The 25850-nt window shown below is 39.5% G+C and carries 23 protein-coding genes, 1 tRNA gene and 2 pseudogenes; 1 reads left to right on the top strand and 25 read right to left on the bottom strand.

The features are described 5' to 3' along the window. The 13 genes from AC075J_RS14885 to AC075J_RS14945 all read right to left on the bottom strand — a co-directional run. Window positions 1-290, bottom strand: a 290-nt coding sequence (locus AC075J_RS14885; RefSeq protein ID WP_476390472.1) for a hypothetical protein, incomplete at its 3' end; no start/stop codon positions are given. A gap of 9 nt (window positions 291-299) precedes the next feature. Next, window positions 300-1298, bottom strand: a complete 999-nt coding sequence (locus tag AC075J_RS14890; protein ID WP_025580966.1) for a DUF6017 domain-containing protein — start codon at window positions 1296-1298, stop codon at window positions 300-302. A 78-nt stretch (window positions 1299-1376) separates the two neighbouring features. Then, window positions 1377-1838, bottom strand: coding sequence for a hypothetical protein (locus tag AC075J_RS14895; protein ID WP_226839647.1), 462 nt, complete (start codon window positions 1836-1838; stop codon window positions 1377-1379). Continuing rightward, on the bottom strand, window positions 1777-2604 hold the full coding sequence (locus AC075J_RS14900) for a ParA family protein (protein WP_226839648.1): 828 nt from the start codon (window positions 2602-2604) through the stop codon (window positions 1777-1779). The genes AC075J_RS14895 and AC075J_RS14900 overlap by 62 nt, the downstream gene beginning before the upstream one ends. A gap of 14 nt (window positions 2605-2618) precedes the next feature. Continuing rightward, window positions 2619-3584, bottom strand: coding sequence for a ParB/RepB/Spo0J family partition protein (locus tag AC075J_RS14905; protein ID WP_055200567.1), 966 nt, complete (start codon window positions 3582-3584; stop codon window positions 2619-2621). 326 nt (window positions 3585-3910) lie between these two features. Next, window positions 3911-3984: transfer RNA gene (locus tag AC075J_RS14910), tRNA-Arg, on the bottom strand. Between the two features lie 352 nt (window positions 3985-4336). After that, on the bottom strand, window positions 4337-5614 hold the full coding sequence (locus tag AC075J_RS14915) for an anti-sigma factor C-terminal domain-containing protein (protein WP_022379892.1): 1278 nt from the start codon (window positions 5612-5614) through the stop codon (window positions 4337-4339). Further along, a complete protein-coding gene (locus AC075J_RS14920) occupies window positions 5611-6168 on the bottom strand; it encodes an RNA polymerase sigma factor (RefSeq protein ID WP_022379891.1) in 558 nt (185 codons plus the stop codon). Before AC075J_RS14920 ends, AC075J_RS14915 begins: the two co-directional genes overlap by 4 nt. A 300-nt stretch (window positions 6169-6468) precedes the next feature. Next, window positions 6469-7344, bottom strand: a complete 876-nt coding sequence (locus AC075J_RS14925) for a DUF3881 family protein (RefSeq protein ID WP_476390473.1) — start codon at window positions 7342-7344, stop codon at window positions 6469-6471. 32 nt (window positions 7345-7376) lie between these two features. After that, window positions 7377-8669, bottom strand: a complete 1293-nt coding sequence (gene serS, locus AC075J_RS14930) for a serine--tRNA ligase (protein ID WP_118331685.1) — start codon at window positions 8667-8669, stop codon at window positions 7377-7379. A 192-nt stretch (window positions 8670-8861) separates the two neighbouring features. Continuing rightward, window positions 8862-9380 carry a DUF4446 family protein gene (locus AC075J_RS14935; protein WP_020993348.1) on the bottom strand — a complete coding sequence of 173 codons (519 nt, stop codon included), beginning with the start codon at window positions 9378-9380 and terminating at the stop codon, window positions 8862-8864. A 13-nt stretch (window positions 9381-9393) separates the two neighbouring features. Further along, complete coding sequence (locus AC075J_RS14940; protein WP_025578450.1) at window positions 9394-10368, bottom strand: ParB/RepB/Spo0J family partition protein; 975 nt, start codon at window positions 10366-10368, stop codon at window positions 9394-9396. Then, window positions 10368-11135, bottom strand: coding sequence for a ParA family protein (locus AC075J_RS14945; protein ID WP_025578451.1), 768 nt, complete (start codon window positions 11133-11135; stop codon window positions 10368-10370). The genes AC075J_RS14940 and AC075J_RS14945 overlap by 1 nt, the downstream gene beginning before the upstream one ends. A 538-nt stretch (window positions 11136-11673) precedes the next feature. Here AC075J_RS14945 and AC075J_RS14950 point away from each other — a divergent pair. Further along, complete coding sequence (locus AC075J_RS14950; protein WP_118331276.1) at window positions 11674-12627, top strand: alpha/beta fold hydrolase; 954 nt, start codon at window positions 11674-11676, stop codon at window positions 12625-12627. A 66-nt stretch (window positions 12628-12693) separates the two neighbouring features. On the opposite strand, the pseudogene AC075J_RS14955 reads toward AC075J_RS14950, so the two are convergent. The 12 genes and pseudogenes from AC075J_RS14955 to rnpA form a co-directional block, all read right to left on the bottom strand. After that, window positions 12694-12765 (bottom strand): annotated as a pseudogene (locus AC075J_RS14955) (hypothetical protein); the annotation flags it as partial. Between the two features lie 121 nt (window positions 12766-12886). Then, window positions 12887-14743, bottom strand: a complete 1857-nt coding sequence (locus AC075J_RS14960; protein ID WP_226824713.1) for a DUF4340 domain-containing protein — start codon at window positions 14741-14743, stop codon at window positions 12887-12889. Further along, complete coding sequence (locus AC075J_RS14965; protein WP_118331275.1) at window positions 14744-16228, bottom strand: GldG family protein; 1485 nt, start codon at window positions 16226-16228, stop codon at window positions 14744-14746. Window positions 16229-16245: 17 nt separating this feature from the next. Continuing rightward, a complete protein-coding gene (locus tag AC075J_RS14970) occupies window positions 16246-17109 on the bottom strand; it encodes an ABC transporter permease (protein WP_055200607.1) in 864 nt (287 codons plus the stop codon). 2 nt (window positions 17110-17111) lie between these two features. Then, window positions 17112-18185, bottom strand: coding sequence for an ABC transporter ATP-binding protein (locus AC075J_RS14975; protein ID WP_055200608.1), 1074 nt, complete (start codon window positions 18183-18185; stop codon window positions 17112-17114). A 233-nt stretch (window positions 18186-18418) separates the two neighbouring features. Then, on the bottom strand, window positions 18419-19141 hold the full coding sequence (gene rsmG, locus AC075J_RS14980; protein ID WP_025578457.1) for a 16S rRNA (guanine(527)-N(7))-methyltransferase RsmG: 723 nt from the start codon (window positions 19139-19141) through the stop codon (window positions 18419-18421). Window positions 19142-19320: 179 nt separating this feature from the next. After that, window positions 19321-21195, bottom strand: coding sequence for a tRNA uridine-5-carboxymethylaminomethyl(34) synthesis enzyme MnmG (gene mnmG, locus AC075J_RS14985; protein WP_055060218.1), 1875 nt, complete (start codon window positions 21193-21195; stop codon window positions 19321-19323). Window positions 21196-21265: 70 nt separating this feature from the next. Continuing rightward, window positions 21266-22639: a tRNA uridine-5-carboxymethylaminomethyl(34) synthesis GTPase MnmE gene (mnmE, locus tag AC075J_RS14990; RefSeq protein ID WP_026649417.1), complete on the bottom strand. Its 1374-nt coding sequence runs from the start codon at window positions 22637-22639 to the stop codon at window positions 21266-21268. Between the two features lie 277 nt (window positions 22640-22916). After that, a pseudogene (jag, locus tag AC075J_RS14995) lies at window positions 22917-23850 on the bottom strand (RNA-binding cell elongation regulator Jag/EloR). Between the two features lie 20 nt (window positions 23851-23870). After that, window positions 23871-25172, bottom strand: coding sequence for a YidC/Oxa1 family membrane protein insertase (locus AC075J_RS15000; protein ID WP_334291046.1), 1302 nt, complete (start codon window positions 25170-25172; stop codon window positions 23871-23873). Between the two features lie 75 nt (window positions 25173-25247). Continuing rightward, window positions 25248-25460 (bottom strand): membrane protein insertion efficiency factor YidD, encoded by a 213-nt coding sequence (gene yidD / locus AC075J_RS15005; protein WP_008708006.1) that lies wholly within the window; start codon window positions 25458-25460, stop codon window positions 25248-25250. Further along, window positions 25429-25800, bottom strand: coding sequence for a ribonuclease P protein component (gene rnpA / locus AC075J_RS15010; RefSeq protein WP_008708005.1), 372 nt, complete (start codon window positions 25798-25800; stop codon window positions 25429-25431). Before rnpA ends, yidD begins: the two co-directional genes overlap by 32 nt. Between the last annotated feature and the right edge of the window lie 50 nt (window positions 25801-25850).

Here is a 25850-nt window from a genome sequence, read left to right on the forward strand (position 1 = left end):
ATAATAAAATCAATAAGACGTTCTCTTGTCATGTCCAGTACAGTGTCCACGAATACTCCTGCAAACAGGATCAGATACAGAATTACACTCAGCGAAAATAGAAATGCAACCTGTACCCAGTCATGATAACAGTATGCAGTCGCTATAATCAACAAAGTGAATATAAACCCAAGGATCCCTCTGACAACCGCATAAGTCTGTACTGTCATCTTCACTGCCAGGCCGATCACAAAAAGAATCAGCCATACCGGCAGTAATAATATCTTCCCAGCAAATTTTAAAATAAACATGTGCACCTCCTATCTTACCAGTCCTGGCATATCATGGTTCACCTCTGCCTGATAATACCCGTTCATCGTTGACGGTGCATTAAACAGGGCTGCTAACAAATATTTCTTGATATTCTTCACCTTTGTGGTGTTACCACTCATACAGTGTAAGACATACTCGATATGTGAATAGGTCAGCATCAGAAATTTTTTCTTCACCAGTGATGCCGGATACCAATTGCTGGCAATCAATATCTTGTCGTTTTTACACATCACAGTTTCTACGATCAGGTTCACGATTTCATCTACCTTTCGCATATCGTCATGATGGGTTACTTTCAGTGATTCATAATCAATGGTCTCTTTGACAAGGTTTTCATAAGCCTGATAATCCTCAGAGTGATTATCGCTATCAAATCTTTTCTCATCCACAGATATGATAGGATTAGATTTATTATCATTCATTTCAGTATCACTAAGATTAGTATTATTAGGGTTTGAAATGTAAACTTCTTGAAGTTTGTTTTCGGGACTTCTAGAAGTTTGATTTTGGGACTTCATGAAGTTTGAATTGTAAACTTCTGTAGATTCCTCATTTTCCACAGAAGTTTGTTTTTTAAACTTCTTTAATTCCTCTTCAAATTTTTTCTCATCTGTTTTCTCGGGCATAAAGGTTTTCACGTAGATAACGTTCACCTTTCCAAATCCCTGTCTGCGTTTTTCAATCAAACCAATTCCTGTTTCGTCATCCAGTTCTCTCATGGATTTGATGGCTTTATTTCTGCCACAGTTCAGTAATTCCATGATATCTTCGATGGAAAAATAGATATATGCTCTGTTTTTGTCATCAAACCACTGATTCTTGATGGAAAGAGACATTCGATCCAACATCAGTCCATATAAAATTTTAGCATCGCTCGATAAATCTTTAAAGTAACTGTCTGTAAATAATGCTTTTGGTATGCGGTAGAAGCTGAACTGATCAGCTTCGGTACCGTAAAAATAATTAAATGTCATTTTTTTCTCCATAATTTCCTCCTTTCATTTTCTGCTAAGAAGTCCTCTTTTTAAACTTCTTTGACTTTGTTTTCTTAGCTTTTTCTATCCTTAACAGGACTGTTCCTGCATCCATTTTTCTAATAATGATTCAATCACCTGCTCCATATCTTTGGCTGTATAATCATCCGGAAAGTACTTTGTCAGTTTCTTTTCTGAGAAAGTGAGAGACCTGGATACTTTCTTTGCCATCACACAGTTATTGAAAATTGATAACATCTGGATCTGATTGATTGGTCCATCATTCAGCTGATTTCTGAGTGCTGCAATCTGTTTTGGCTTGATAAATCCGGTGTCGCTGATATATTCGTAAATCCATTCCTGTACTTCCTTATCGATGTAGGAAATATCTACGGCAACCGTGAACTGAAGCTTTTTGTTATCTACCAGATCAAGAAGTTCTGGTATTAACTCTGTCAGTCGGATGTAACGCTGAATCTGCTTAGAACTTTCACCTGTCCCATCCGCAATTGCTTCCGTTGTTCTTTTGAACTTTGGGACATTTTGTTCCAAAGTCAAGTCTGTCCGAGAACCTTGGTGTTTCATGGCCTCTTGTTTCATTTTGTAAGCAAAAGCTTTTTCCCTCTGCACTGGTCTCAGCAGCTTTTACAGACATTGGGATCACATTTTCAAATACCTCGATCTGACTTCCGTAGGTTGTATGTACTCTCGATGCAATATCCCTTGCGTAATTGGTTCTGAAATCTACCATGGTCAGGAGAATGCCCTCAATCGCCAGTTTCCGGTTCAGTCTTTTCTTTACTGTAAGAATGGTCTTGATCAGCTGCTGAAGTCCTTTCATCGGCAGATATGCGGCTTGCACAGGTATCAACACAGAATCGGAAGAGACCAGTGCATTGATTGTCATCATACCAAGGCTCGGCATACAGTCGATCAGGATATAATCGTATCGGCATCGTATCGCATCGATATATTCTTTCATGATCATTTCTCTGCTCATAACATTTCCCATCGTTACTTCCAGTGCGGAAAGCTCAATATTTGCCGGGAGAAAATCTACATTTTCCTGGTGATGTAAAATCCCATCTTCCAGAGAGATTTCTTCTTCGTTGATGACATCCATCATGATCGTTGCCAATGTGATGCGAAGATCATCCGGTTCCTCATATCCAAGACTTGCGGTTAAACTTCCCTGTGGATCCGCGTCGATCAGCAACACTTTCTTACCTTCTCTTGCCAGTCCAATGCCTACATTTACGGTTGTGGTGGTCTTTCCGACGCCACCTTTCTGGTTTACTACGGATATAACTTTACACATGATTTCTTCCTCCTTTAACTTTCCCATGATTCTTTTTTCCATAATTTCAACAGTGCCAGTATTTCCCGTTTCATCATTGCCGGTGTATAAGAATTTGGAAAATACTTGTGCAACTGCTCGTTTGTGAATGCCACTCTTGTGATCTCACCCTTTTTCACTTCACACATGATCTCTTCCATCTTTTCCAGTGACAACTGTTTTTCTTTACTCAGTTGCCGGATCCTCTGGGCCTGTGAGAGTGATGGGATTGCCTGTGCATACTCCATTGCTACAAGCAGTTCTCTTTGTTCTTTTTCACTTAATGCAGCTATCTCTACAGCCGGACAAAAAGAAATAATCTCATCATCCAGTTTCTGCAACATTTCCGGTATCAGTTTTGTCAGTGAGATATAACGCTGCACTTGTTTTGGGCTATCACCACAATCTTCACTGATGATTTCTATTGCCCGCTTTCTTGGTGTTTTGTGGTCAACTTGGCTCTTTTTTCGACCACTTTTTCTTTTTAATACGTCATTCTTCAGTTTGTAAGCAAAAGCTTTTTCACTGTAACTAATCCGTTCTCTGTGAAGATTGGAATCTACCATGCTCAAGATGGAATCATCTTCACTTAATACCCGGATGATTACCGGTACTTTACGGTATCCCAGTTTCTCCGCAGCATGTTTTCTTCTGTGACCGGATATGATCTCATAGTATCCATCCGGTACCGGTCTGACGATCAGCGGATTTAATATTCCATACTTCTCAATGCTTTCCTGCAGAAGAAACATTTCCTTATCATCTTTCACCTGAAACGGATGCTCTTTGAACGGTCGAAGACGCTCAATCTCAATTTCTATGATTCTTTCTTCATTTTCTTCTGATTGTCTGTTTGGTTCAGTCATCTTGACTCCTTTCCTCCAGGATTCAGGAACTAAAAAATGCCTGCCTGGAACTTTTATAGATAGTAAAGTTCCAAACAGACATTGCTGTTTGACCATTAGCTGTAGCTAATAGAATTGAATACTGTTTCAGCTAATTCATGTTTGCAAGTTTGGGAGAGATTGTTTCTTTTCCCGCCTTTTCTCTGATTTGCATCCCCAAATAAGGGGTGACAACAGAGCGGAACCCAAATGTTAGCTGGACTTCCTAAAACCCATGTTTGCAAACCGGTGATTTTGATTAGCTGTCAGCTAACAAAAATCGGATTGCGTTAGCTGGAAATTGATCATTTTGAATGGAATTTTGTGTCACGAACGTGATTTGAAAATAACAAAAGCGTTCGTTGTCAGCTAATCCAGCTAACATTTTCGAACGCTTTGAAGCCCGTCGCCAAGAGGATTTGAACCTCCGACCCCTCGCTTAGGAGGCGAGTGCTCTATCCAGCTGAGCTATGACGACACATGCCGCAAACCCTTGATTTTACTGGGTTTCTGGGATTTTTCCCTTCGGCCATATATTAGATTATCAGCTCTTTTACAAGCTGTCAATCACAGATTTTTCTGGGTTGTTTTTTTACTCAGAGAAATACCCCTGCTCTCTTTATAGAGACGGATACTATATCTAACTGAACTATGAGAATTCCTAACCCATAGCTATGATTTTACTATATCTAAAGAAAAATTACAAGCATAATCTGGCTTCTCATTTTAAATTTTACATTCAGACAAATATTCACAATCCGCTTCGCTGCTTACTTGATTTGATTAAAAAAGTGCAGAAATATCTCTTCTGATATATCTGCACTTCTTTCTTAATTTTGTAGTATTGTCTGGACATAGGACACCATATCTTGTTTATATAATTCGAGAAGATTCTTTTTCTTTGCATAAACTGCAAAGCCATGGATCTTCAGCCCATTTTTCTTTACATAGTTAATCATATCCTGGTATCTGTTCGGAGAATCCGTCGTCTGTCCCATCATTGAAATAATGTCGTCATAATCCTGAATGTAGGAAAGCATGCTGATAAAATGGGTCTGCATAATTTCTTCGTCTGTCACATCCACATCATGACAGATATCTGTATTATCCAGAAGCGACAGATACGGATATTTCTCTCTGTCCCAATTCATGCTCATCCCCGACGGATACGGGCAAAAGCCAATGTTTGGTTCCACACAGTAACCATCCGCGTCTTCCGTATGAACTGCACACCAGAGTTCTCCCCATTCCAGTTCTTTATCATCAGACAGCTTCTGATACCACTCAATAAAATCTCTGTAATCCACAATATCATTTATGGAAACATAGGCAAGATACCAGTCGTTATCATTGTATTCTGCGATTGCGTCTTTGGAATCCTGAACGCTTTCCTCCTTACGCATTTCTGTGTCTACTTTAGTTTCTTTTCCATTTTCATCCACTTCCCACGCCTCCCACGCGGTCGTATCTCCCGGGAGATAAAACTGCATAAGTGGTCTGCTCAATATGTTATTGTCATAAAAAGTAAGGTTTCCTCGCACCAAACGTCCGCTGACAGAAGTGAATTTTCCAGTCCAACTAAAAGTCTGCGGAATGATAATATCGTATTCACCATACCCTCTCGATACCGCACTGACCTGACTACGATGATTACCCGCCAAAAACAGCTCAGAATAAACAGAAAGATCCAAATCCATTCTGGTCGTAGTCATTTCTTCATATTTGCCAACTACTTCATTGGGATTATAATAAAAATCTGACACGGCCTTTGGGAGGATAAATACAGCACATAAAACAATTACAAGGACAGCTACTCCTACAATTATTCCCATTTTAATAAAAGTCTTGCGGATTGACCACCTGATTTCTTTTATAAATTGCCTGTTGATCTCATCTTTTTGATTGTTTTTCTGTCCTGATAACCATTCTTCATTTTCCGGATTCTCTGCATTCTCACTTTCCAGATCAGAAAATTCTGGTATCTCACCTTCTTCATAGAGAAATTCACTGATTGCGTCTTGTTTTTCAATAGATGCTTCAACTTCTTTTTTTCTAACATCGTCCAATTTTCCCTGTTTATATAAGTTCAGTAACTCACGATACGTCATTGAGATTCCTCCTTTCTACACTCTTCCAGATATTTTTTTAATTCTTTCCTTGCCCGGTATGCAAGCACCCGTACATTTTCCAACGTGATATGTAAAACTGCCGCGATTTCTTTCTGTGTCATTCCGCCAAAATACTGCATCTGAATGATTTCCCGCTTCTTTATATCCAGTCTGCGGATTGCCTGATAAAGCATTCGCCTGTCTTCTTCCTCGAAAATTTTTTCAGGCAGACCTTTCTCTGTTTTTTCTTCTAAAGGATATATCTGTTCATCCATCAGAATCTCCCGTGATTTCTTTTTCTGTTGATTATAGAACAGGTTTCTCGCTACCATATAGAGCCATGCCCGCATATTGCCATGTCCATCCGGCAAGGCCAGAAGTGCTTTCAGGAAGGTTTCATGGAGCAAATCTTCTGCCAGATGTCTGTCCCCACAAAGTGAATACAAATATAAATATAATTCTTTCTGATAAAGGCTGTAAAGCTTTAATAAGATTTGATTATCCACTTCTATCATTCCCCCTTCCTTGATTTTTGCTCCGGATACACCTTTCATATCTGTTTTGTTTCCAGTTTTTTATCTCTTTCACTAATATAACATCTATAAACGAAAAATGTTACAAATAAATCAACACATAGAAAGTACATCTCCCTTTACTTCCAGAAATGTGGTATCTTCTGGATTTCCGGTGTTTTCCTGTATATCTTCATTCCATTTCTGTTCTGTACGTCTTATAGCAATCCTCGTAAATAATGCATTTAAGACAGTTCAGCAGAGTTCGAAGTACTATGACACAAAAAAAGCATGGGCGAAGTACTCTCGTCCATGCTATCATTCTAAACATATCTTTTAATTTTAATAGTGCAACTGTCCCTGGAGCCATATGATTCCTTTGAATCTACGTCCGATCTTTGGCTCCCCCAGCAAATCATTCTTATTGATACAAACATCAAACTGCATATCATTACAGTCTAATGTAAGCTGGCAGATTTCTTCTCCTGTTATAATGTTCTTGAATGTCATAAAATCCAGAATCTCACCCATGACACTATATTGATCACATTCAATCCCATATGGCATGAAATAGGAATCCACTATTGAAAAAATATCGTCTGTAACTATACGCTGAGAAATCATGGAATATGTATCCATATCCTCCATTGTAAGGCTTTCCATTGCATCTTCATCACCGTTTCTGGCGGCTGCAATGAGATGATTTCTGTTCTTTGTCAGTTCACGTTCTGCTTTTACTGCTTCTTTATCTTTCTCTACAGGAAAAAGGATTTTTCCTTCCCTGGCCAGCCCGGAAAGGGTTAAAGGCTGGCCACCCGGAAGTATGTTGCCTTTTTCACGCTGTTGCAGATACTCAGCAGCATTCTGAAGATAGAAAATTAAAGTAACCCCAATTCTCAAATCGTCACAGGCACCTGCAAAAGATTCTTTGTCTGCATGTCTTTCTATCACAACACTCTCCTGTGTTGTAATGCCTGTTCCACGAAAAAAAGGAAAATAATAATCCGGATAAAATACGTTGTTTTCATCATACTGCCCGCAGACAGTAATTCCACAATCGCATCCATAATTCTTGGAAAACTCTGCAAACATACCATCAGGGTAGTTCTCTATGACTGTTTTCTCATCATAAGTTTCAACCACATCCGTAATGATCTGTCTGATACTGCTTCTTTTGGTGATCCTGGAAAAACCAACTGCCCTCAGATAACTGTGCATAAGAACACCTCCCTGAAAAAGCTCACCCTCCATTAAGCGTGCTTTTTCTCAATCTTTGTCATACCACCCATGTATGGCTGCAGAGCTTTAGGAATACTTACAGAACCGTCTGCATTCAGGTTATTCTCCAGGAATGCGATCAACATTCTAGGCGGTGCTACAACAGTATTATTTAATGTATGTGCAAGATATTTCTTACCATCTTTTCCGTTTACACGGATCTTAAGACGACGTGCCTGTGCATCACCAAGGTTTGAACAGCTTCCTACCTCGAAATATTTTTTCTGACGTGGAGACCATGCTTCTACGTCAAGAGATTTTACTTTCAAGTCTGCCAGGTCACCGGAGCAGCACTCAAGTGTACGAACCGGAATATCCAGAGAACGGAACAGATCTACTGTATTCTGCCATAATTTATCAAACCACATCGGACTCTCTTCCGGTCTGCAGACAACGATCATTTCCTGTTTTTCAAACTGATGAATACGGTAAACGCCTCTCTCCTCAAGTCCATGAGCACCTTTTTCCTTACGGAAACATGGAGAATAGCTTGTAAGAGTTTTCGGAAGTTCTTCCTCAGGAATGATCTGATCGATAAATTTACCGATCATAGAATGTTCACTTGTTCCGATCAGGTATAAATCTTCACCCTCAATCTTATACATCATGGCATCCATTTCAGCAAAACTCATTACACCTGTTACAACATTGCTTCTGATCATAAAAGGAGGTACACAGTAAGTAAAACCTCTGTTTATCATGAAGTCACGTGCATAGGAGATTACTGCTGAGTGAAGTCTTGCGATATCTCCCATTAAATAGTAGAAACCATTTCCCGCAACACGTCTTGCACTGTCAAGATCGATTCCATCAAAATTTTCCATAATTTCTGTATGATATGGCACTTCAAAATCCGGAACAACCGGTTCACCAAACTTCTCGATTTCTACGTTCTCGCTGTCATCTTTACCGATCGGTACAGATGGATCAATGATATTCGGAATTACCATCATATCTTTGAGAAGTTCTTCCTCTACCTCTTTTTCTCTTGTGGAAAGTTCTTCAATACGGGTTCCGGAAGCAGCTACCTGTTTCTTTACTTCTTCAGCTTCTTCTTTCTTTCCCTGTGCCATCAGTGCACCGATCTGTTTGGAAATTTTATTTCTCTCTGCACGAAGAGCTTCTACTTCCTGTTTGATTTCGCGATTCTCTTTGTCCAGTTCCAGAACTTTATCCACTAATTCCAGTTTATTATCCTGAAATTTGTTGCGGATATTCTGTTTTACAACTTCCGGATTTTCTCTCACAAATTTAATATCTAACATCTTGTTCCTCCTGAAATATTCTATTACATTATGTAATGATGTCAGGGTAAAATCTGGCAACAACTTTCCCCCTGATATCAATTTATCATATCATGTGCATTCCTGCACAAAACAGATTCTCTTTTAGTATGCTCTTGTTTTCAACTTTTAAACATTACTGTTCACTCCGTTCACAGTAACTTTTAAAAAACTTTATTCTTCAATATTATCCAGTCCAAAATTCACTGCCTTACGAAGTGCCTCTACTTCTTCCTGGCTGAGCATAACGTAGGATTCGCCTTTTACAATTTCTTTCATATACAAAAAACAATTGTCCCGGCTGTGTACTGCATTTAAGATAAGGCCTGTATTCTCTTTGTCCAGCAAAGCCAACGCAAAACTTAACTTTCCACCTACATCATCAAATGCGTCATACTTTTCTACACCATATTTATTAAACATTTTATCAAGATTCTTTTTGATAAAAAGAAGATCATGATCATGTTCTTCCTTCGCATCATAGAGCTTATCTATCTGAGCGAATTTTCTAACGAATACTTTTTCCAGAGACTGTGCATCTGAACCTTTCATGAACGTCTTATATTTACGTTCCAGACGGCTCAGGCGCATATTCATACTGATATTCCTTACCAGCAGGAAGATAGTAAGAATCAGCAGTATAATAATGATGATCCCGGAATCAATTCCAAGATTTTCAAAAATGCCACTCATATTACTGTCACTCCTAACCAATGGATTCGAAAAGATCTATGATTCTTTCCAGTTCATCCTTGGAATAATATTCAATTTCAATTTTACCTTTGTCATTTTTCTTTCTGTGAATCTGGACTCTGGTACCCATGATACTTTTCATTTTTTCTTCCAGACTCTCATATATTGCATCCTCAGCAGAACTGAATTTGCTCTTCTTTGCTGTTTTTGGCGGCTCCAGCATACGTTTTACAAGCGCTTCTGTTTCACGAACACTTAATTTCTCGTCAAAAACCTTCATTGCAATTGATTCCTGCTTTTCCTTATCTGCTATCGAAAGGATTGCCCTGGCATGACCGGCAGTGATCATCTCATCAATCAGCATCTGCTGCACTTTTTCACTGAGTTTGAGAAGTCTCATTGCATTTGTTACTGCTGTTCTGCTCTTCCCTACACGCTCTGCGATTTCATCCTGTTTCAGATGAAATTCATCAATCAGTCGTTTATATGCCATCGCTTCTTCCACAGGGTTTAAATCTTCCCGCTGAATATTCTCAATCAGGGAAATTTCTACTAATTCCTGCTCAGAAAACTCTTTAACAATTACAGGAATCTCTGTCAGTCCGGCAAGCTTTGCCGCTCTCCATCGTCTTTCACCTGCAATTATTTCATAGTAGTCCTTTTTATCAGACACGAGAAGTGGATGGAGTACGCCGTACTGTTTAATAGACTCAGACAGTTCCATGAGTGCATCTTCATCGAACTGTTTACGTGGCTGATCCATATTCGGCTCTACACTTGAGATCTTTACGATCATTGCCCCTGTTTTCGAATCTGCTGTTTGCTTCTTTGCAACAGTAGGGTTTGTCTGTTTTTCAGCTACGTCAGATTTCTTCTCTGTTTTAACTGTTTTGGTTATTGTCTTTCTGGCAGGTTCTTTGACAACAGATGTTCTGTCTGGAAAAAATGCATCTAAGCCTCTGCCAAGACCGTTTTTTCTTCCTGCCATTAATTATCCTCCCTGTTGAGCACTTCCTCTGCCAGAAGCCTGTAGCTTTCTGCTCCTGCTGATCTCGGATCATAGATATTAATCGGCTGTCCATAGCTTGGAGCCTCCGCCAGTCTTACATTACGTGGAATAATTGTTTTATAAATATTCTGATTTAAATTCTCTTTTACGTTTTCCACTACCTGCAGAGACAGGTTTGTTCTTGCGTCATACATTGTGAATACTACGCCTTCCATTTTCAGACGTTTATTCAGTCTTTCTTTTACCAGATCAATGGTATGAATCAGCTGTGAAAGTCCCTCCAGCGCATAATATTCACACTGGATTGGCACTAATACAGATGTAGCTGCGGTTAATGCATTGATCGTCAGCATATTTAATGATGGCGGACAATCCAGTATTATGTAATCATATTTACGTCGAAGCTTATCTGTGATTCCCTTTAAGATAAATTCTTTATCATCGATTCCTACCAGCTCGATTTCTGCACCGGAAAGATTAATATTAGATGGAATCAGGTCAAGATTCTCAACAACATCTTTTACAATCGTGTCTTTCGTTTCTGCCTCTCCAAGCAAAAGTTCATACAATGTATTTTCTATGCCGTTCTTATCAACGCCGAAACCACTGGTAGTATTTCCCTGTGGATCCATATCAATTGCGAGAACCTTTTTCCCTTTTTCTGCAAGACATGCTGAAAGATTAATTGCAGTTGTTGACTTTCCAACTCCGCCTTTCTGATTAGCAACTGCTATAATTCTTCCCAACTTCATTCCTCCTTTATGAGGTTTTAATTGTAGTTATTCCTATTTTGCCTGTTACATTATTTTTTATAATGCCAACAGGCATATGCAGGTTTATTATAACACTTTTATTTTAATCATGCCACATAATGTTTCACGTGAAACATAAAAAAACACATTATTTTTAGCATAAATATTGTATATTTTGTGGTGATTGACATTTTCTTTTTCCATCAATCGTTACTGTTCACTCCGTTCTCAGTAACGCAGCCAAAATTCCAGATTGCCTGCGGCAATGGAATTTTGGCTTGTATGTCTCGGGTTTTTTGTGAGTGAAGGTCACAGAAAACCCGAGACATACCGCGCGAATTTATGCGATTAGCATAAATTCTGTGCATCGCGAAGCGTGTTGCTGTGAACGGAGTGAACAGTAACATCATCAATCCATATGGTTCTTTTTTCGCATCATATTTTCTTGTAAAACAGACAGTATCGCGGTATAATATGGGTATATAATTTTAGCAGGCTAATCACTTGTTATGCTTGATAAAGGAGGCCGAAAATGAGTAAAAACAAGCACAAATTTCTTACATTTGCTGCTCTGATGACCGGCGCAACTGTTGCTGTTCATTTCATTAACCACACGATTGCTACTGCTGCACAATTAAAACAGATGCTCCACATTTCTAATGACAATTACTTTGAATGGCGCTTTGGGAACATTTATTATACCAAAAAGGGAACTGGGTCACCGATTCTTTTGATTCATGACACTTTACCTGGAGCTTCCGGGTATGAATGGAGCAAAATTGAAGACGAACTGGCAATTGACCATACCGTATATACTGTTGATTTGTTAGGATGCGGACGTTCGGACAAATCCAGCATTACCTATACAAATTTTGTTTATGTTCAGATGATCAGTGATTTTATCAAAAAAATAATTGGTCAGAAAACAGATGTGATTGCAAGTGGTTTTTCAGGCTCTTTTGTTACTATGGCCTGTCACAATGAGAAAGAACTTTTTAACAAAATCATGCTGGTAAATCCGCCCAGCCTGACTCAATTAAAACAGATGCCAAACAGAAAGGACCGCCTGTTAAAAGCAGCTCTGGAAATTCCGATTTTCGGAACTCTGGTTTATCATATGATCGTATCACGTGCTAATATAAATAATCTTTTTATCGAGAAGATGTATTATAATCCATTCCATGTGGATAATCAAATGGCAGATGCTTATTATGAAGCAGCTCATAAAGGTGGATATTATACCAGATTTTTGTACTCCAGTCTTGCAGCTAAGTATATAAATATAAATATCTGTCATGCACTTAAGGCACTGGATAACAGTATTTATATTGTTGAAGGTGAAACAGAGCCAAACGGAAAGGCTGTCACTGATGATTATTGTGCCTCCAACCCGGCTATTGAAGTTTCTGTTCTCAAAGAAACAAAACATCTTCCACATGTTGAAGCACCTGAAGCGTTTCTTGAACAGGTTAAAATCTTCTTTTAAGCCTTATATTTAAGCCAGAATGAGTCGACGAGTTGATTTTGAGACAATTTTGAAGGATAAATTTTTTTATTTCAAGTCGGAAGAGGGCGACGTTGCGGTGACTACAGCAACCGAATTCGGACAAAATATACCGCAAAATGGGGCGTGCAGATTGTGGGAATGATTTTTCAAACACGCTCTAATACAACAAAAAGTGAGGCAGGCATATGGAAGAAATTCTATATGCCTGCCTCACTTTTTTATAGATTCGTTTATTCTTTTACTCTTCTGTACTGTCCGTTTCCTGAGAATCTGCATTCTCCTCTTCGGATGTATCAGAATCGTTTGTTATGCCGGCTGTTTCAGATGTACTGTCATTGGACTCTTCTATGCTCTCACCTGGCATATCTGTTGAATCTGATTTAGTATCATCTGTTGTTGCTTCGTCTGAATCTGTCTTATCTGAACTATCTTCTTCTGTTCCAACAACTGATTCAAATGCTGTGAACAGTTCTTTTACATTCATCTTATTTACGAGATATACTTTATTATCCTCCACTGCTGCATAATAGTTTGTATCGTAGCTATAGTATGCAACTTTCTGTGTATCACCGTCTTCTTCTGTAAATATAGCTGTCAGTTCTGCATCACCGTCAGGTTCATATTTATCTGTCAGGCGTTTCTGAGCCGTCATGTTGATCAGTTTATTGTAGAATGTTGTAAATGTTGTTTCATCCAGATCAGAACCATTCAGTTTATAGGTAACTGTTTCTGTATCGTTTCCATCATCATCTGTGGATGTTTCACGTGAAACATTTACTTTATAATCACTGCCCTGATAATTTACTTTGAGGCTTCCGAGGCTGTTTAAAGATACATAACTTACTGTCATATCCCAGAAGTCTTCTTCTGATTTATCAGTGAGCGCGGACAGAGTATCCGTTGACATCGTATAGACTTCATTGCTGTCATTTACCATGACATATCTGCTGCTGTCATCTGTTTCATTTCCAACAAGAATTGTAAGCTGCTTATCTGCCATCTTAGTTTCTTCTTCCGAAGAATCCTCATTGTCTGATGCACTGTCTGAGTTTTCTGATGTTTCATCTTCTGCTTCTTCACCGTCAGTATCTTCAGCCTCAGATGTTTCATCCGTAGTTTCACTTACACTTTCGTCTGATTCTGTATCCTGTTCAGCATCGTCACTGTTTTCTTCCACAGATGAAGCATCTTCATCTGCCGTCTCACCGGAAGCTGTCGTATCATCTTGTGTGTCTTCATCAGTGTCATCATCAGCAACTTCTTCCTGATAATCTACTGTGATTGTTGCATATGGTTTATCCAGACCATATTTGCTCTTGTCGTCGCATTTATAATCTGCAAGTGAACTATATGCCATGCTTCCGAATGAGGATACCAGAGAACTTACGGTAGCTGAGTCTGCTTTTTCTTCATCCTCGCTGCCTTTTACTGACCAGGTACTTGTATCTTCGTCTTTTGATAATTCATAGGAATTATCGCCGTCTACAGAAATTTTTGTAATGGTATCTGTATTGGAAATTGCAGGGAAATCTTCCATCTGCGCATAATCATTCAATGATTTGGCAAACGGCTCTACGCAGGAAGAATCTATCAGGTATACTGTCTTCTCATCATCATCTTTTCTTACATAATACTGACTGGTGGAGGAATTTTCATCTCCCACATACAGTGTAGTTGTTATGTCATCGCCATCTTCCTCATCAGATTTTGTTACAATCTTAATCGTGTTTGACGGAGAGTCCAGACCATATTCTGAAAGATCATCTACGTCCTCCAGAACTCTGTCTGAATCGACAGATGCAATAGCAGATGCTGCACTGTCCAGAGTAGTCTGATTTACCGGAAAATCTGTTTCGTCTTTCTTTACCCAGCTGTCATCATCTTTTTCAAATGTTGTCTCTGTATCATCAACCATAAAATCCAGAGATTTAATGTTATCTGTTGATGCAGTAAATACAGTTGTGCTTTCTTCAGAATCTTCTTCGGATTCTTTCTGCTCCTGATGGGCTACGTAGGTTTTTACACCTGCGTAAGCCCCGCAGCAGACACCAAGAACTACAACTGCAAGAACCATTTTTACAGTTTTATTCTTCATTTAAGCTTTTCTCCTCTTCATCCAGACTGCAAACCCTACAACAAGGAAGAATCCAGGAATCAGACCGATGGTGCAGATCTTCCAGAATGCAGCATCATAGTCTGTAAGTGTCAGATAAGATACAGACAGGCTCTTGGATGGGATAGATACGGTTGCACTGTCTTCTGTGTCTGTCATCCACTTCAGGGATTCGATGATCAGCTTCTCATTTCCGCCGGATACCATCTGATTTACCTGTGATTCCATCAGATTGGAAGTTGAATAGTATACGATCTGCGTTTCTTTGTCATCATCCAGAGTCTCTGTGATGCTTACTCCCAGATCAAATGGGCCAGCTTCGTCTCCGTCTTCTTTCTCCAGAGTATCACTGTTCAGATCTGTCTTGGAATATGCCTGGTCTGATGTGGTGAGGATACTGTTGATCGTTACGGTATCTCTTACATCATCCATTTTTTTGATTCCCTGTGCATATGGTACAAGTACATAATATCCTCCGGAAACAGTCTCAGAGCTTGCATCTGTGCTGTTTATAGTCGGAACCAGATAATATGGCATCTGCATTGCATAATGCTGATTATCACCTTCAAATACGATTCCAGCTTCTCTCTGAACACCATAGTTTTCCAGAACTGCATCAAAGTTTGGCAGGTCTTCTGTTGTATAATCAGAGAAAATCATCGCCTTTCCGCCATTTTCAAGATAATCAATAATAGCAGTCTTTTCATCTTCTGAAATATCTGTGGATGGAGAATCAATGAACAGGCAGTCTGCATCATCCGGAACACTTCCCTCTGTAAGAAGATTCAGAGACTGAATATCCATGTTTGCCTTCTCGATGTCTTCTTTGATAGTAGAATCCATCTCCTTCTCACCATGTCCCTCGAGTGTATAAAGGATCGGGAGATCTTCGGATGTTACATATCCGATCGCACTTGTGATCTGACCTTCACCGTCGAAACCGGTAGTCTGAGAGCTGTAGGTCTGATAATCAATTGTGCTCTCATAGATATTGTTGTAATCAATGACTTTATTTCTGTCGCCGCATACAACGATCAGACTGTTTGCAGAAAGATCATCACTTGTATATTCCGTTACAAATTTAGGATTTACTACAGGATCCTTCTGCTCTACTTTAATATGCTTGGATTCATCTTCATATTTCTTAAGCAGATTGGTAATATTTTCATCTTCAGAACCGCTCTGTGCAATCTGGTAAATTGTTACGTCCTTGTCCAGATCTTTCAGCATTGCTTTTGTATCATCACCAATACTGTAGAGTTTCTGGCTGCTGATATCAATTTCTGAATATTTGGACGGAATCGCATTTACGATCATGTTGAGCACTACAACTACTGCAATAAATATCACTGACATAACCATTGTGTAAGAGCCGTTTTTGATATGCTTCTTACTGATGGTGCCAATCAGTTTCTTTTTGTCAAATTTTTTATGGTTATTATTTTTCATCTTTTCTTTCAGTTTCATTTTCTTTCACCTCCCCACTAATTCCAGCGTCTCTTCAAAATAGACTGTGTTGTAAGGAACAGGCATACTGCAATCACAGAAAGAAAATATACAATTCCTTTTATATCAAAGATGTTACTTGTAAAATTATCAAAGTGTCCGCTCAGATTAAACACATCCAGGACTTTCTGAATACCGCCCTCAAAAATACTGGATTTTACTACATAAATAATAATCAGTGCCACTTCTCCGATCACACCGATCACTGCTGAGATCAGAATATTCTTGATCATGGTATAGATAATGATGGCTGCTGCCAGGATCAATAACCCAAATGTCACGCATGTCGACATAGATGTCTGAGAGAAGAATGAAGAAATACCATTCATCATGTAAAATGCAAATAAGAAAACAAATGTGAGTACCGCTGCAATTACCTGGCTCTCAGTTAATGCTGACATAAATACACCGATTGCAATATTTGCACATCCCAGGAGAAAGAATCCCAGGACTGCTGTATATGCAGATGCAAACTCTACTGTGCCAAACTTGGACATAATCAGCGGATAAGTACACATAACTGCCATCGGAACAGCAAATACAGTTACCAGTGCAAGATATTTACCTATTACAATACCGCTCACAGAAACCGGTGCTGTCAGAAGCAGCTGATCTGTTTTCTGTTTTCTTTCCTCTGCAAGTACACGCATAGTCAAAATCGGTACTCCGATCAGGAATGCAAAGGTAATTGCACTTAAGGTGTATTCAAATTTCGGATATGTTGCTGAAAGCTGGTATGCTGAAAAATAAATACCTGTCAGTACAAGAATGAAAAAGATAAATAAATATCCTACCATGGATGTCAGGTAACTTTTCAGCTCTCTTTTATATATAGCTGTCATGGTTATTTCTCTCCCCCTTTATCATTATTCTGTTCTTCCGGTATTTCTGCTGATGTCTGTTTTACGTTTGTCTCGTTTGATTTACCGGCATCAGTATCTTTATCTTCAGGTGTATTTGGGACTTCGTCTGCAGATATTGGTTTATCGGATGCAGTAAGTTCAAGGAAGATTTCCTCCAATGATACTTTCCTGGACTTCATCTCATAGATTGGGCTGTTAATCTCCGACATTTTGTAGAATACTTTTTCCCGAATGTCATTCTGCTCTTCTGTTGAAACTTTCACACTCCAGAGATTCTGTTTCTCATCTTTTTCCATTGTTACGCTGTTGACTCCCTCGATTCCCTCGAGAGCCTGCCTGATCTGTGTTTTTTCACCTTTAATAAGCATCTCCAGAGTGTTGGATCCCTCTGCAAGTTTTCCAAGATTCTCAGGAGTATCGCTTGCTACCAGTTTTCCATGAGAAATGATCAGCACGTAATCGCATACCGCGCTTACTTCAGAAAGTATATGCGAGCTGAGAATAACGGTATGTTTCTTTTTTAATTCTTTAATTAAGGTTCGGATTTCAATAATCTGTTTAGGGTCAAGACCTACTGTCGGTTCATCCAGGATGATCACCTCCGGATACCCCATAATCGCCTCAGCAAGACCAACTCTCTGTCTGTAACCTTTTGACAGGTTCTTGATCAGACGATTTCTCATGTCTGAAATCTTTACCATGTCCATGATTTCTTCGATCATGTTTGTTTTTTTATCTTTTGGAATTTTCTTGAGATCTGCCACAAATTTCATGTATTCCAGGACAGTCATATCAAAATAGACCGGCGGCTGTTCAGGCAGATAACCGATACATTTCTTTGCCGCTTCCGGTTCTTCGAGGATATCGTGTCCGTCAATTTTGACGGTTCCTTCGGTGGATGCGATGTATCCGGTTATCATATTCATTGTAGTGGATTTTCCTGCACCGTTTGGTCCCAGAAATCCATAGATTTTGCCTTTCTCTATTTTAAAGGAAAGGTGGTCAACTGCCGTATGGTTACCATATCGTTTGACCAGATTGTTTACTTCAATCAATGTGTTCTCCTCCTCTTAATTTTTGCCAAAATAAAATATAGAAAATGTCCCCAGGTGAAACAGAGAATGGGGGAACCCGAGGACATCTCTATAAAAATAGTTTATGATGAAGTTGTGATGAAATTAGGATAAAAGTGTGATTATTCTGTGATGTTTGTTTGAAAAAAATAGCTGTCCCGAAATCTCGGCATTTTTTGCCAGAAGATTTCATGAGACAACTATACATAGATTTATTATGACAATGGTTCTTTTAATGGTGTTCCTGCTTTACGCGGATACTTTCCAGGTGTAGATTTTTTCTTATTTATAATGACAAGGGATCGGTCAATCTCGGAGTCCGGCAATTTAAAGTATGTGATGTCTTTCACCTGACCACCGAGGATATTGATTGCTTTCTCTGCTTCTTCTGCCTCTTCCTGTACAGTTCCTGATTTATAGGAAATGAAAGTTCCTCCTATCTTTACATAAGGAAGACAATATTCTGACAGAGTTGCAAGGTTTGATACTGCCCTGGATACACAGAGATCATATTTCTCACGATACTCTTTATTTTTTGCATACTCTTCTGCTCTTCCATGAATCGCCTTAATCCCTTCTAATCCAAGAAGCTCAAAACTTTCCTCAAGGAAGTTTACCCTCTTTTTCAGAGAATCCAGCAGACATGCCTCCAGATGTGGAAAAGCAATTTTCAAAGGCACACCTGGAAATCCGGCACCTGTACCGATGTCCATAATTGTTTTTACTTTTGTCATATCAATGGCTTTTACACAGGCAAGACTGTCAAGAAAGTGCTTTGTAAGAACTTCCTCAAACTCAGTAATACCTGTCAGATTCATAACCTTATTTTTTTCTACCAGAAATTCATAAAACTGGATAAACTGATTTTTCTGCTTCTGGCTCAGCTCTATACCCAGTTCTCTGCATCCATTTTCCAATGTCGTCAGATTATACGGCATGTATTATTCTCCTTTTTCTACCTTTATTTATTATTTTTGTATATTTTACAGGGTTGTTTTATGTGCTTTTATGATTTTATCTGTTATTTATAGTCCGTTATTTTACTCTTTTATGTACTATTTTAATATTTTTTGCCAATTTCTTGTTTTTATAAGCACATTAAAGCGTATTATATTAATTATTTCGTACTGGAAAGATACACCAGTAAAACTGATATATCAGCAGGAGAAACTCCTGAAATTCGGGAAGCCTGTCCGATTGAAATCGGTCTGTATGCTTCCAGTTTCTGACGTGCTTCGATTCTCAGACTTCCAACTTTCTCATAATCAATATCTGTCGGGATTTTCTTTGCTTCCAGTTTCTTAAACTGTTCTACCTGTTTTAACTGTCTGCGGATATATCCATCATACTTGATGTTAATGTCAACCTGTTCCTGTACATCCCATGGCAGCTCCGGACGTTCTTTATCAAGTGGTTTGATTGCTTCATAAGAAAGTTCCGGACGGCGGATCAGTTCTGCCAGAGTGGTTCCGGATTTCAGCGGTGTGCTGTTATAGCTTTCCAGAAGGGTCTGAACCTCTTTGTTTGCTCCGATATTTGTATGTTCTACTCTGCTGATCTCTGTTTTTATCTGTTCTTCTTTCGTAAGGATTTTCTGATAATCCTCTTCACTGATGAGCCCTGCCTGATATCCCTTTTTACGAAGTCTCAGATCCGCATTATCCTGTCGGAGAAGTAATCTGTACTCCGCTCTGCTGGTCATCATTCTGTATGGCTCATGGTTTTCTTTTGTTACCAGATCATCAATAAGAACACCAATATAAGCCTCAGAACGGTCAAGAATCAGCTGTTCCTGACCTTTAACTTCCAGAGCAGCATTAATTCCTGCGATCAGTCCCTGCGCCGCTGCTTCTTCATACCCTGAGCTTCCGTTAAACTGACCGCCGCTGAACAGTCCTTTGATTTTCTTAAATTCCAGTGTAGGATATAACTGACGTGGATTAATACAGTCATATTCGATGGCATATGCATTTTTTACGATTTTTGCATGTTCCAGTCCCGGTACGGAATGATACATTTCTTCCTGCACATCTTCCGGCAGAGAACTGGACATTCCACCAATATACATCTCATTTGTATAGAGACCTTCCGGCTCAATAAATACCTGATGACGGTTCTTATCTGCAAAACGGACTACTTTATCTTCAATTGACGGGCAATAACGCGGACCGGTTCCTTCGATCATACCGGAATACAACGGAGAACGGTCAAGGTTTGCACGAATGATCTCATGAGTTTTCTCATTTGTATATGTCAGCCAGCAGGATTTCTGCTCTATCTGAACATCTTCCGGATTAGTTGAGAATGAAAATGGTACAACTCTCTCATCTCCAAACTGTTCCTCCATTTTGCTGTAGTCAATTGTATTTCCGGCAATACGGGCAGGTGTTCCTGTTTTAAAACGGAACATTTCAATTCCCAGCTCTTTCAGAGAATCAGTCAGATAGTTGGCTGCCTGCAGTCCGTTTGGTCCTGTATAATTACTTACATCACCGTAAATACATCTTGCTTTTAAATAAGTTCCTGTACAGAGGACCACTGCTTTACAGTTATAAGTTGCACCGGAATATGTTTTTACCCCTGTAATCTTTCCGTCCTCGACCAGAAGTTTTGTTACTTCTCCCTGTTTAATAGTCAGATTAGGTGTATTTTCAAGCGTTTTTCTCATTTCATTGCTGTATGCCTGTTTGTCAGCCTGCGCGCGTAAGGAGTGCACTGCAGGTCCTTTGGAACAGTTAAGCATTTTGGACTGGATAAAGGTCTTGTCAATATTTTTTCCCATTTCACCGCCCAGGGCATCAAGTTCTCTTACCAGATGGCCTTTGGAACTGCCGCCTACGTTCGGGTTACATGGCATTAATGCGATACTGTCTACACTTACAGTAAACATCACTGTATTCAGGCCCAGGCGCGCGCCCGCAAGTGCTGCTTCACATCCGGCATGACCGGCACCGACTACAACAATATCATAATCTTCTACTAACGTTCTCATTTTGTCTCCTTTTATTTTACAACTGTTCATCCTATTCTTTCAAAAATCGCCGAAGGCGATTTTTTGATTTTTATTTACCCATGCAAAACTTGCTAAATATCTCATTTACCAGATCTTCACCAACAGACTCTCCGAGGATTTTACCCAGATTTTCATATGCATTCATAAGATCTATAGAAAAGAAATCTTCCGGCATTCCCATTTCGATACTGTTTCTGACCAGATCAAGGCTTCTGTCAGCCTCTTCCAGTGCTGCTTTATGACGGGCATTTGTAATATATACCTCATCATTAAAGGAAATCTCTCCTCCAAAAAACATATCTTTAATCTGTTCTTCCAGTTCTGTAATGCCTTTTTCTTCTTTTGCAGAAATCGGAATTACCGGATGTCCTGTTTTTTCTTCCAGGATTTCCGGCTGGATTTCCGGCTGAAGATCAGTTTTATTATACAGGATAATCGCCTTTTTTCCAGTAAGCATTTCCATGATTTCTTCATCATTTTCGTCAAGCGGAACAGAAGAATCCACTACATAAAGAATCAGATCTGCTTTCTGTGCCATTTCTCTGGCTCTGTCTACCCCTATTTTTTCCACAATATCCTTTGTTTCCCGGATTCCGGCTGTATCAATAATCTTCAGAGATATTCCATGAAGTGTGATATATTCCTCCAGAATGTCTCTGGTCGTTCCTGCAATATCTGTCACAATAGCCCGGTTTTCTCCGATCAGAAGATTTAACAGTGAGGATTTTCCGGCATTTGGTTTTCCAAGGATAACTGTCTGGATTCCCTCCTGGATCATCTTTCCGTCAGAAGAAGTTTTCAACAGGCGCTTCACTTCTTTCTGTTCATTATCCACAACTTCCAGAAGTTCCTGGGGATATCCATCCAGACTGATATGTTCCGGATCATCCAGTGCCGATTCTATATATGCAATGTGATAAATCAGCTTTTCTCTGATATCTCGGATTGCTTTCTGCACAGAACCTCTTAACTGATCCATGGAACTGCGAAGCGCATATTCATTTTTCGCCTGTATAACATCCATAACAGCCTCTGCCTGGGATAGATCCATCCGTCCGTTCAGGAAGGCACGTTTGGTAAATTCTCCTGGTTCTGCAATTTCGGCACCATTTTTCAGCACTGTATCCAAAACCCTCTGCATAGCATATACACCACCATGACAGTCTATTTCTACTGTATCTTCTCCTGTAAAAGTCCTCGGTGCATGCATGATCATTACCAGAACCTCATCAATCAGTTCCTCTCCATCATAAATATATCCATAATGAATGGTATGAGTCGGAACTTCTTTTATTTTTTTCTTCCCGCCTTTTGATCTGTAGATACGGGAAATCACATCCATGGCATTCTCGCCGCTGATACGGATGATTCCGATTCCGGACGCACTCATGGCTGTGGAAATTGCTGCGATTGTTGTTTCCATTTTTTTCTCCTCACTTGCCTGTTCTATAATAGTTCCGCCCCTGCGGAACAGTAGACTGTTACAATAATTCTGTCATCTTATATACATAACAGGAAAATCACACTGACTACTGTTATTTTTTTCTGCAAGTGTGTAATCTCTCTGGTATATATACAAGACTTTCCGTAAAATAAAAATGTTACTCCAGGCAAAAGTACACACGCAAAGTTACGTGCTATTCACGCTTTCACCTAGAATAACATTCTTTTTTCATATCTGCAATGAAGCAGTCATATTATTAATTTCTTTTTAATTTTACCACTACATGACGGTAAGGCTCTTCACCCTCACTGACTGTCTCAACGAATTTATTTCCCTGAAGAGCAGAATGGATAATTCTTCTCTCATAAGGATTCATTGGCTCAAGAATAACCGGCTTGCGGGTTTTTCTTACTTTATAAGCAATACCTCTTGCAAGGTTCTCAAGAGTTTCTTTACGGCGCTTGCGGTAATCTTCTGTATCAAGTTTTACACGAATGTAATTTGATTTACCTTTATTTACCACAAGACTCGTCAGATACTGAAGAGAATCCAGAGTCTGGCCTCTCTTGCCGATAAGGATTCCCATATCTTCGCCTTCAAAGTCAACTTCCAGACTTCCGTCCGTTGTGTTATATTCAGATGTAATCTCTACTTCTCCAAGATTCATGGACGCAAATACATCACGAAGGAATACCTTTGCTCTGTTTTCTACTTCTTTAATCTCTTCCGGATCTGTAAGGATTCTCAACAGGCTTTACCGGTTTAGTCGTCTTTTCTCTGACTTGTTTCTCTTTTGGCTCTCTGAATTCTCTCGGCTGTTTTTCTTTTGCAGCCCTTTCCTTTACAGGTTTTGGCTGTCTTGGTTTCTCAGAAACAGCTTTCGGCTCTTTGATTTCTTTCTTTACCGGTTTTATAGCTTCCGTTTTCTTTTCTTCCTGAACCGGGGCTTCCTCTTTGAAGGAATCGAGTTTCACTGTCTCTACGATCTCCTTCATTTCTTCTTCCTCAGAAACCGACTCAATCTTACGAACCTTAATTACTGCAGGCTTGCTTCCGATTCCGAAAAATCCGTTGCTGCCTTCACTTATTACCTGAATCTCAAGCTGGTCACTGGATACGCCAAGCTCGATACATGCTTTTGTAATTGCTTCACTCTTTGTTTTCGCTGAAAACTGGATATAATCCTCCATGCCAACCCCTCCGTTCCTGACTACTTCTTCTTATTACGCTCATCAAATGCTTTTACCAGATTGGCCTTTGCAGTAATGCTGCCAGGTTTTGCATTCGCAGCGTCTTTGTAAGCTTCTTCAACCTTCTTGGCTCTTGTCTCAACATTTGTATTGCTGCTGCCTTTTTCAATCTTATTGATATTCTTGGCGCTCTGATGGGCCTGATTTGTAATCTTCTGAGGTGGAAGTCCCGCTTTCTCACGCTTCTTTTCCATCTTCTTCATATTCTCACTGATCAGGTCTTCAATCTGGATCTTATCCATCTTTTTATTGATAACAACCTGCTGCACACTTCTTACTGCAGCACTTGCTACCCAGTAAATACCAAGACCTACAGGGAATGTGAAACAGAATACTGCTGACATCAACGGCATTACCATATTCATTGTCTTCATGGAGTTCATCATTGCATCCTGCTGTGAATCGCCGCTCTGCTGTGCTGCCTGAGGCATCAGTTTTAAGTTGATCATCTGTGTAGCCCACGCAAGAATCGGGATAAGAATCGCAACGATAGCAAGAAGAGCAGATCCACCTACAAAAGCTGCTTTAATATAAGTCAGTGGCTGATCAGCGATATTCAGACCAAAGAAATTCTGCACATGTGAAATCTCTTTTGCAGTGCTGTTCAGCGTATCAGTAAATCCTGCAAACTGGCTTGTCTCAGCAAGTGTTTTCCACTGGGAAGGTGATAATGCATACAAAAAGTCTGTGACTGAATTACTTGTAGCTTTACTTCCATCCATAATAAGCTGAACTCTTGTCATCTTATTATCTGTGATAAACTGCTGAAGGATATCTGTATATCCGTTTACACCTGTAATACTGGTAACTGCAGATGCAAGGATATCCCTTACACTTCCTACATATGCCGGAATTTTATAAATTACCTGATATAAGGCCATCAAAATAGGGAACTGGATTGCAAGCTGTACACAGCTTCCTGTAGGAGATACGCCGTATTTCTGATATACAGCCTGTGTTTCCTCCTGCATTTTCTGCATTGCAGCAGTATCGTTGTTTTTTCCCTTGTACTTCTTTTGAATTTTCTGAAGTTCCGGCTGCATGATTGCACTCAGCTTAGAGAATTTCTGCTGTTTGATCTGCAGTGGGGTCATAAGAGCATAAATAAGGATACTGAAGATGACAATACAAAGACCGATATTCTGAATTCCAAAGATATTCAGCAATCTGTAAATACCATCCATGATCCATCCCATAACGGTCGCAAGCTGACCAATGATAGGAGTGCTGCTCTTTGTCGCTAAAATCATTTCCAAGTTCATTTCCTCCTAGAATCCATAAATGACAGGAGGTTCCTTCGATCGATCAATATTCAATTTTCAAGTACATTCCTGTCTTTACGGTACAGGGTCATAGCCTCCGTGGGAAAAAGGATTACAGCGAAGTATCCTCCATACCGCAAGAAGACCACCCTTTAATGCACCATATTTTTCGATTGCTTCTAAACCATATTGAGAACATGTGGGAATATAAGGACATTTTGTTCTCTTCATCGGTGATATATACTTTTGATAGAGTTTAATTATTCTGATCAGAAACTTCTTTATCATTGTTCTTACCTGCTATGCAGTGCTTTCCCGCCAGATGCATCAGCGCACTCTCTATCTCTTGATAGGTTCTGTCCTTTGCCTGTGGGCGTGCAACTACTACAATGTCCAAACTGTTTTCAAATTCCGCTTCATTCAACCGATAACTCTCTCTTATCAATCTGGTGAGTCTGTGGCGAACCACACTATTCCCTACTTTTTTACTTACTGATATTCCCAGACGATTCTTCATGTACTGATTTTTCAGTACGTACATCACCAGATACCGATTACCTTTTGATGTTCCATTTCTGTATACTTTTTGAAAATCTTGATTTTTTTTTAAGGACTCTGATCTTTGCATAGAATCCCCTTTCCTGATCTCTTTTTTAAGAGAAGAAAAGACCACATAAT

This window comes from Blautia sp. ZXY-1-C6 (assembly GCF_056339875.1).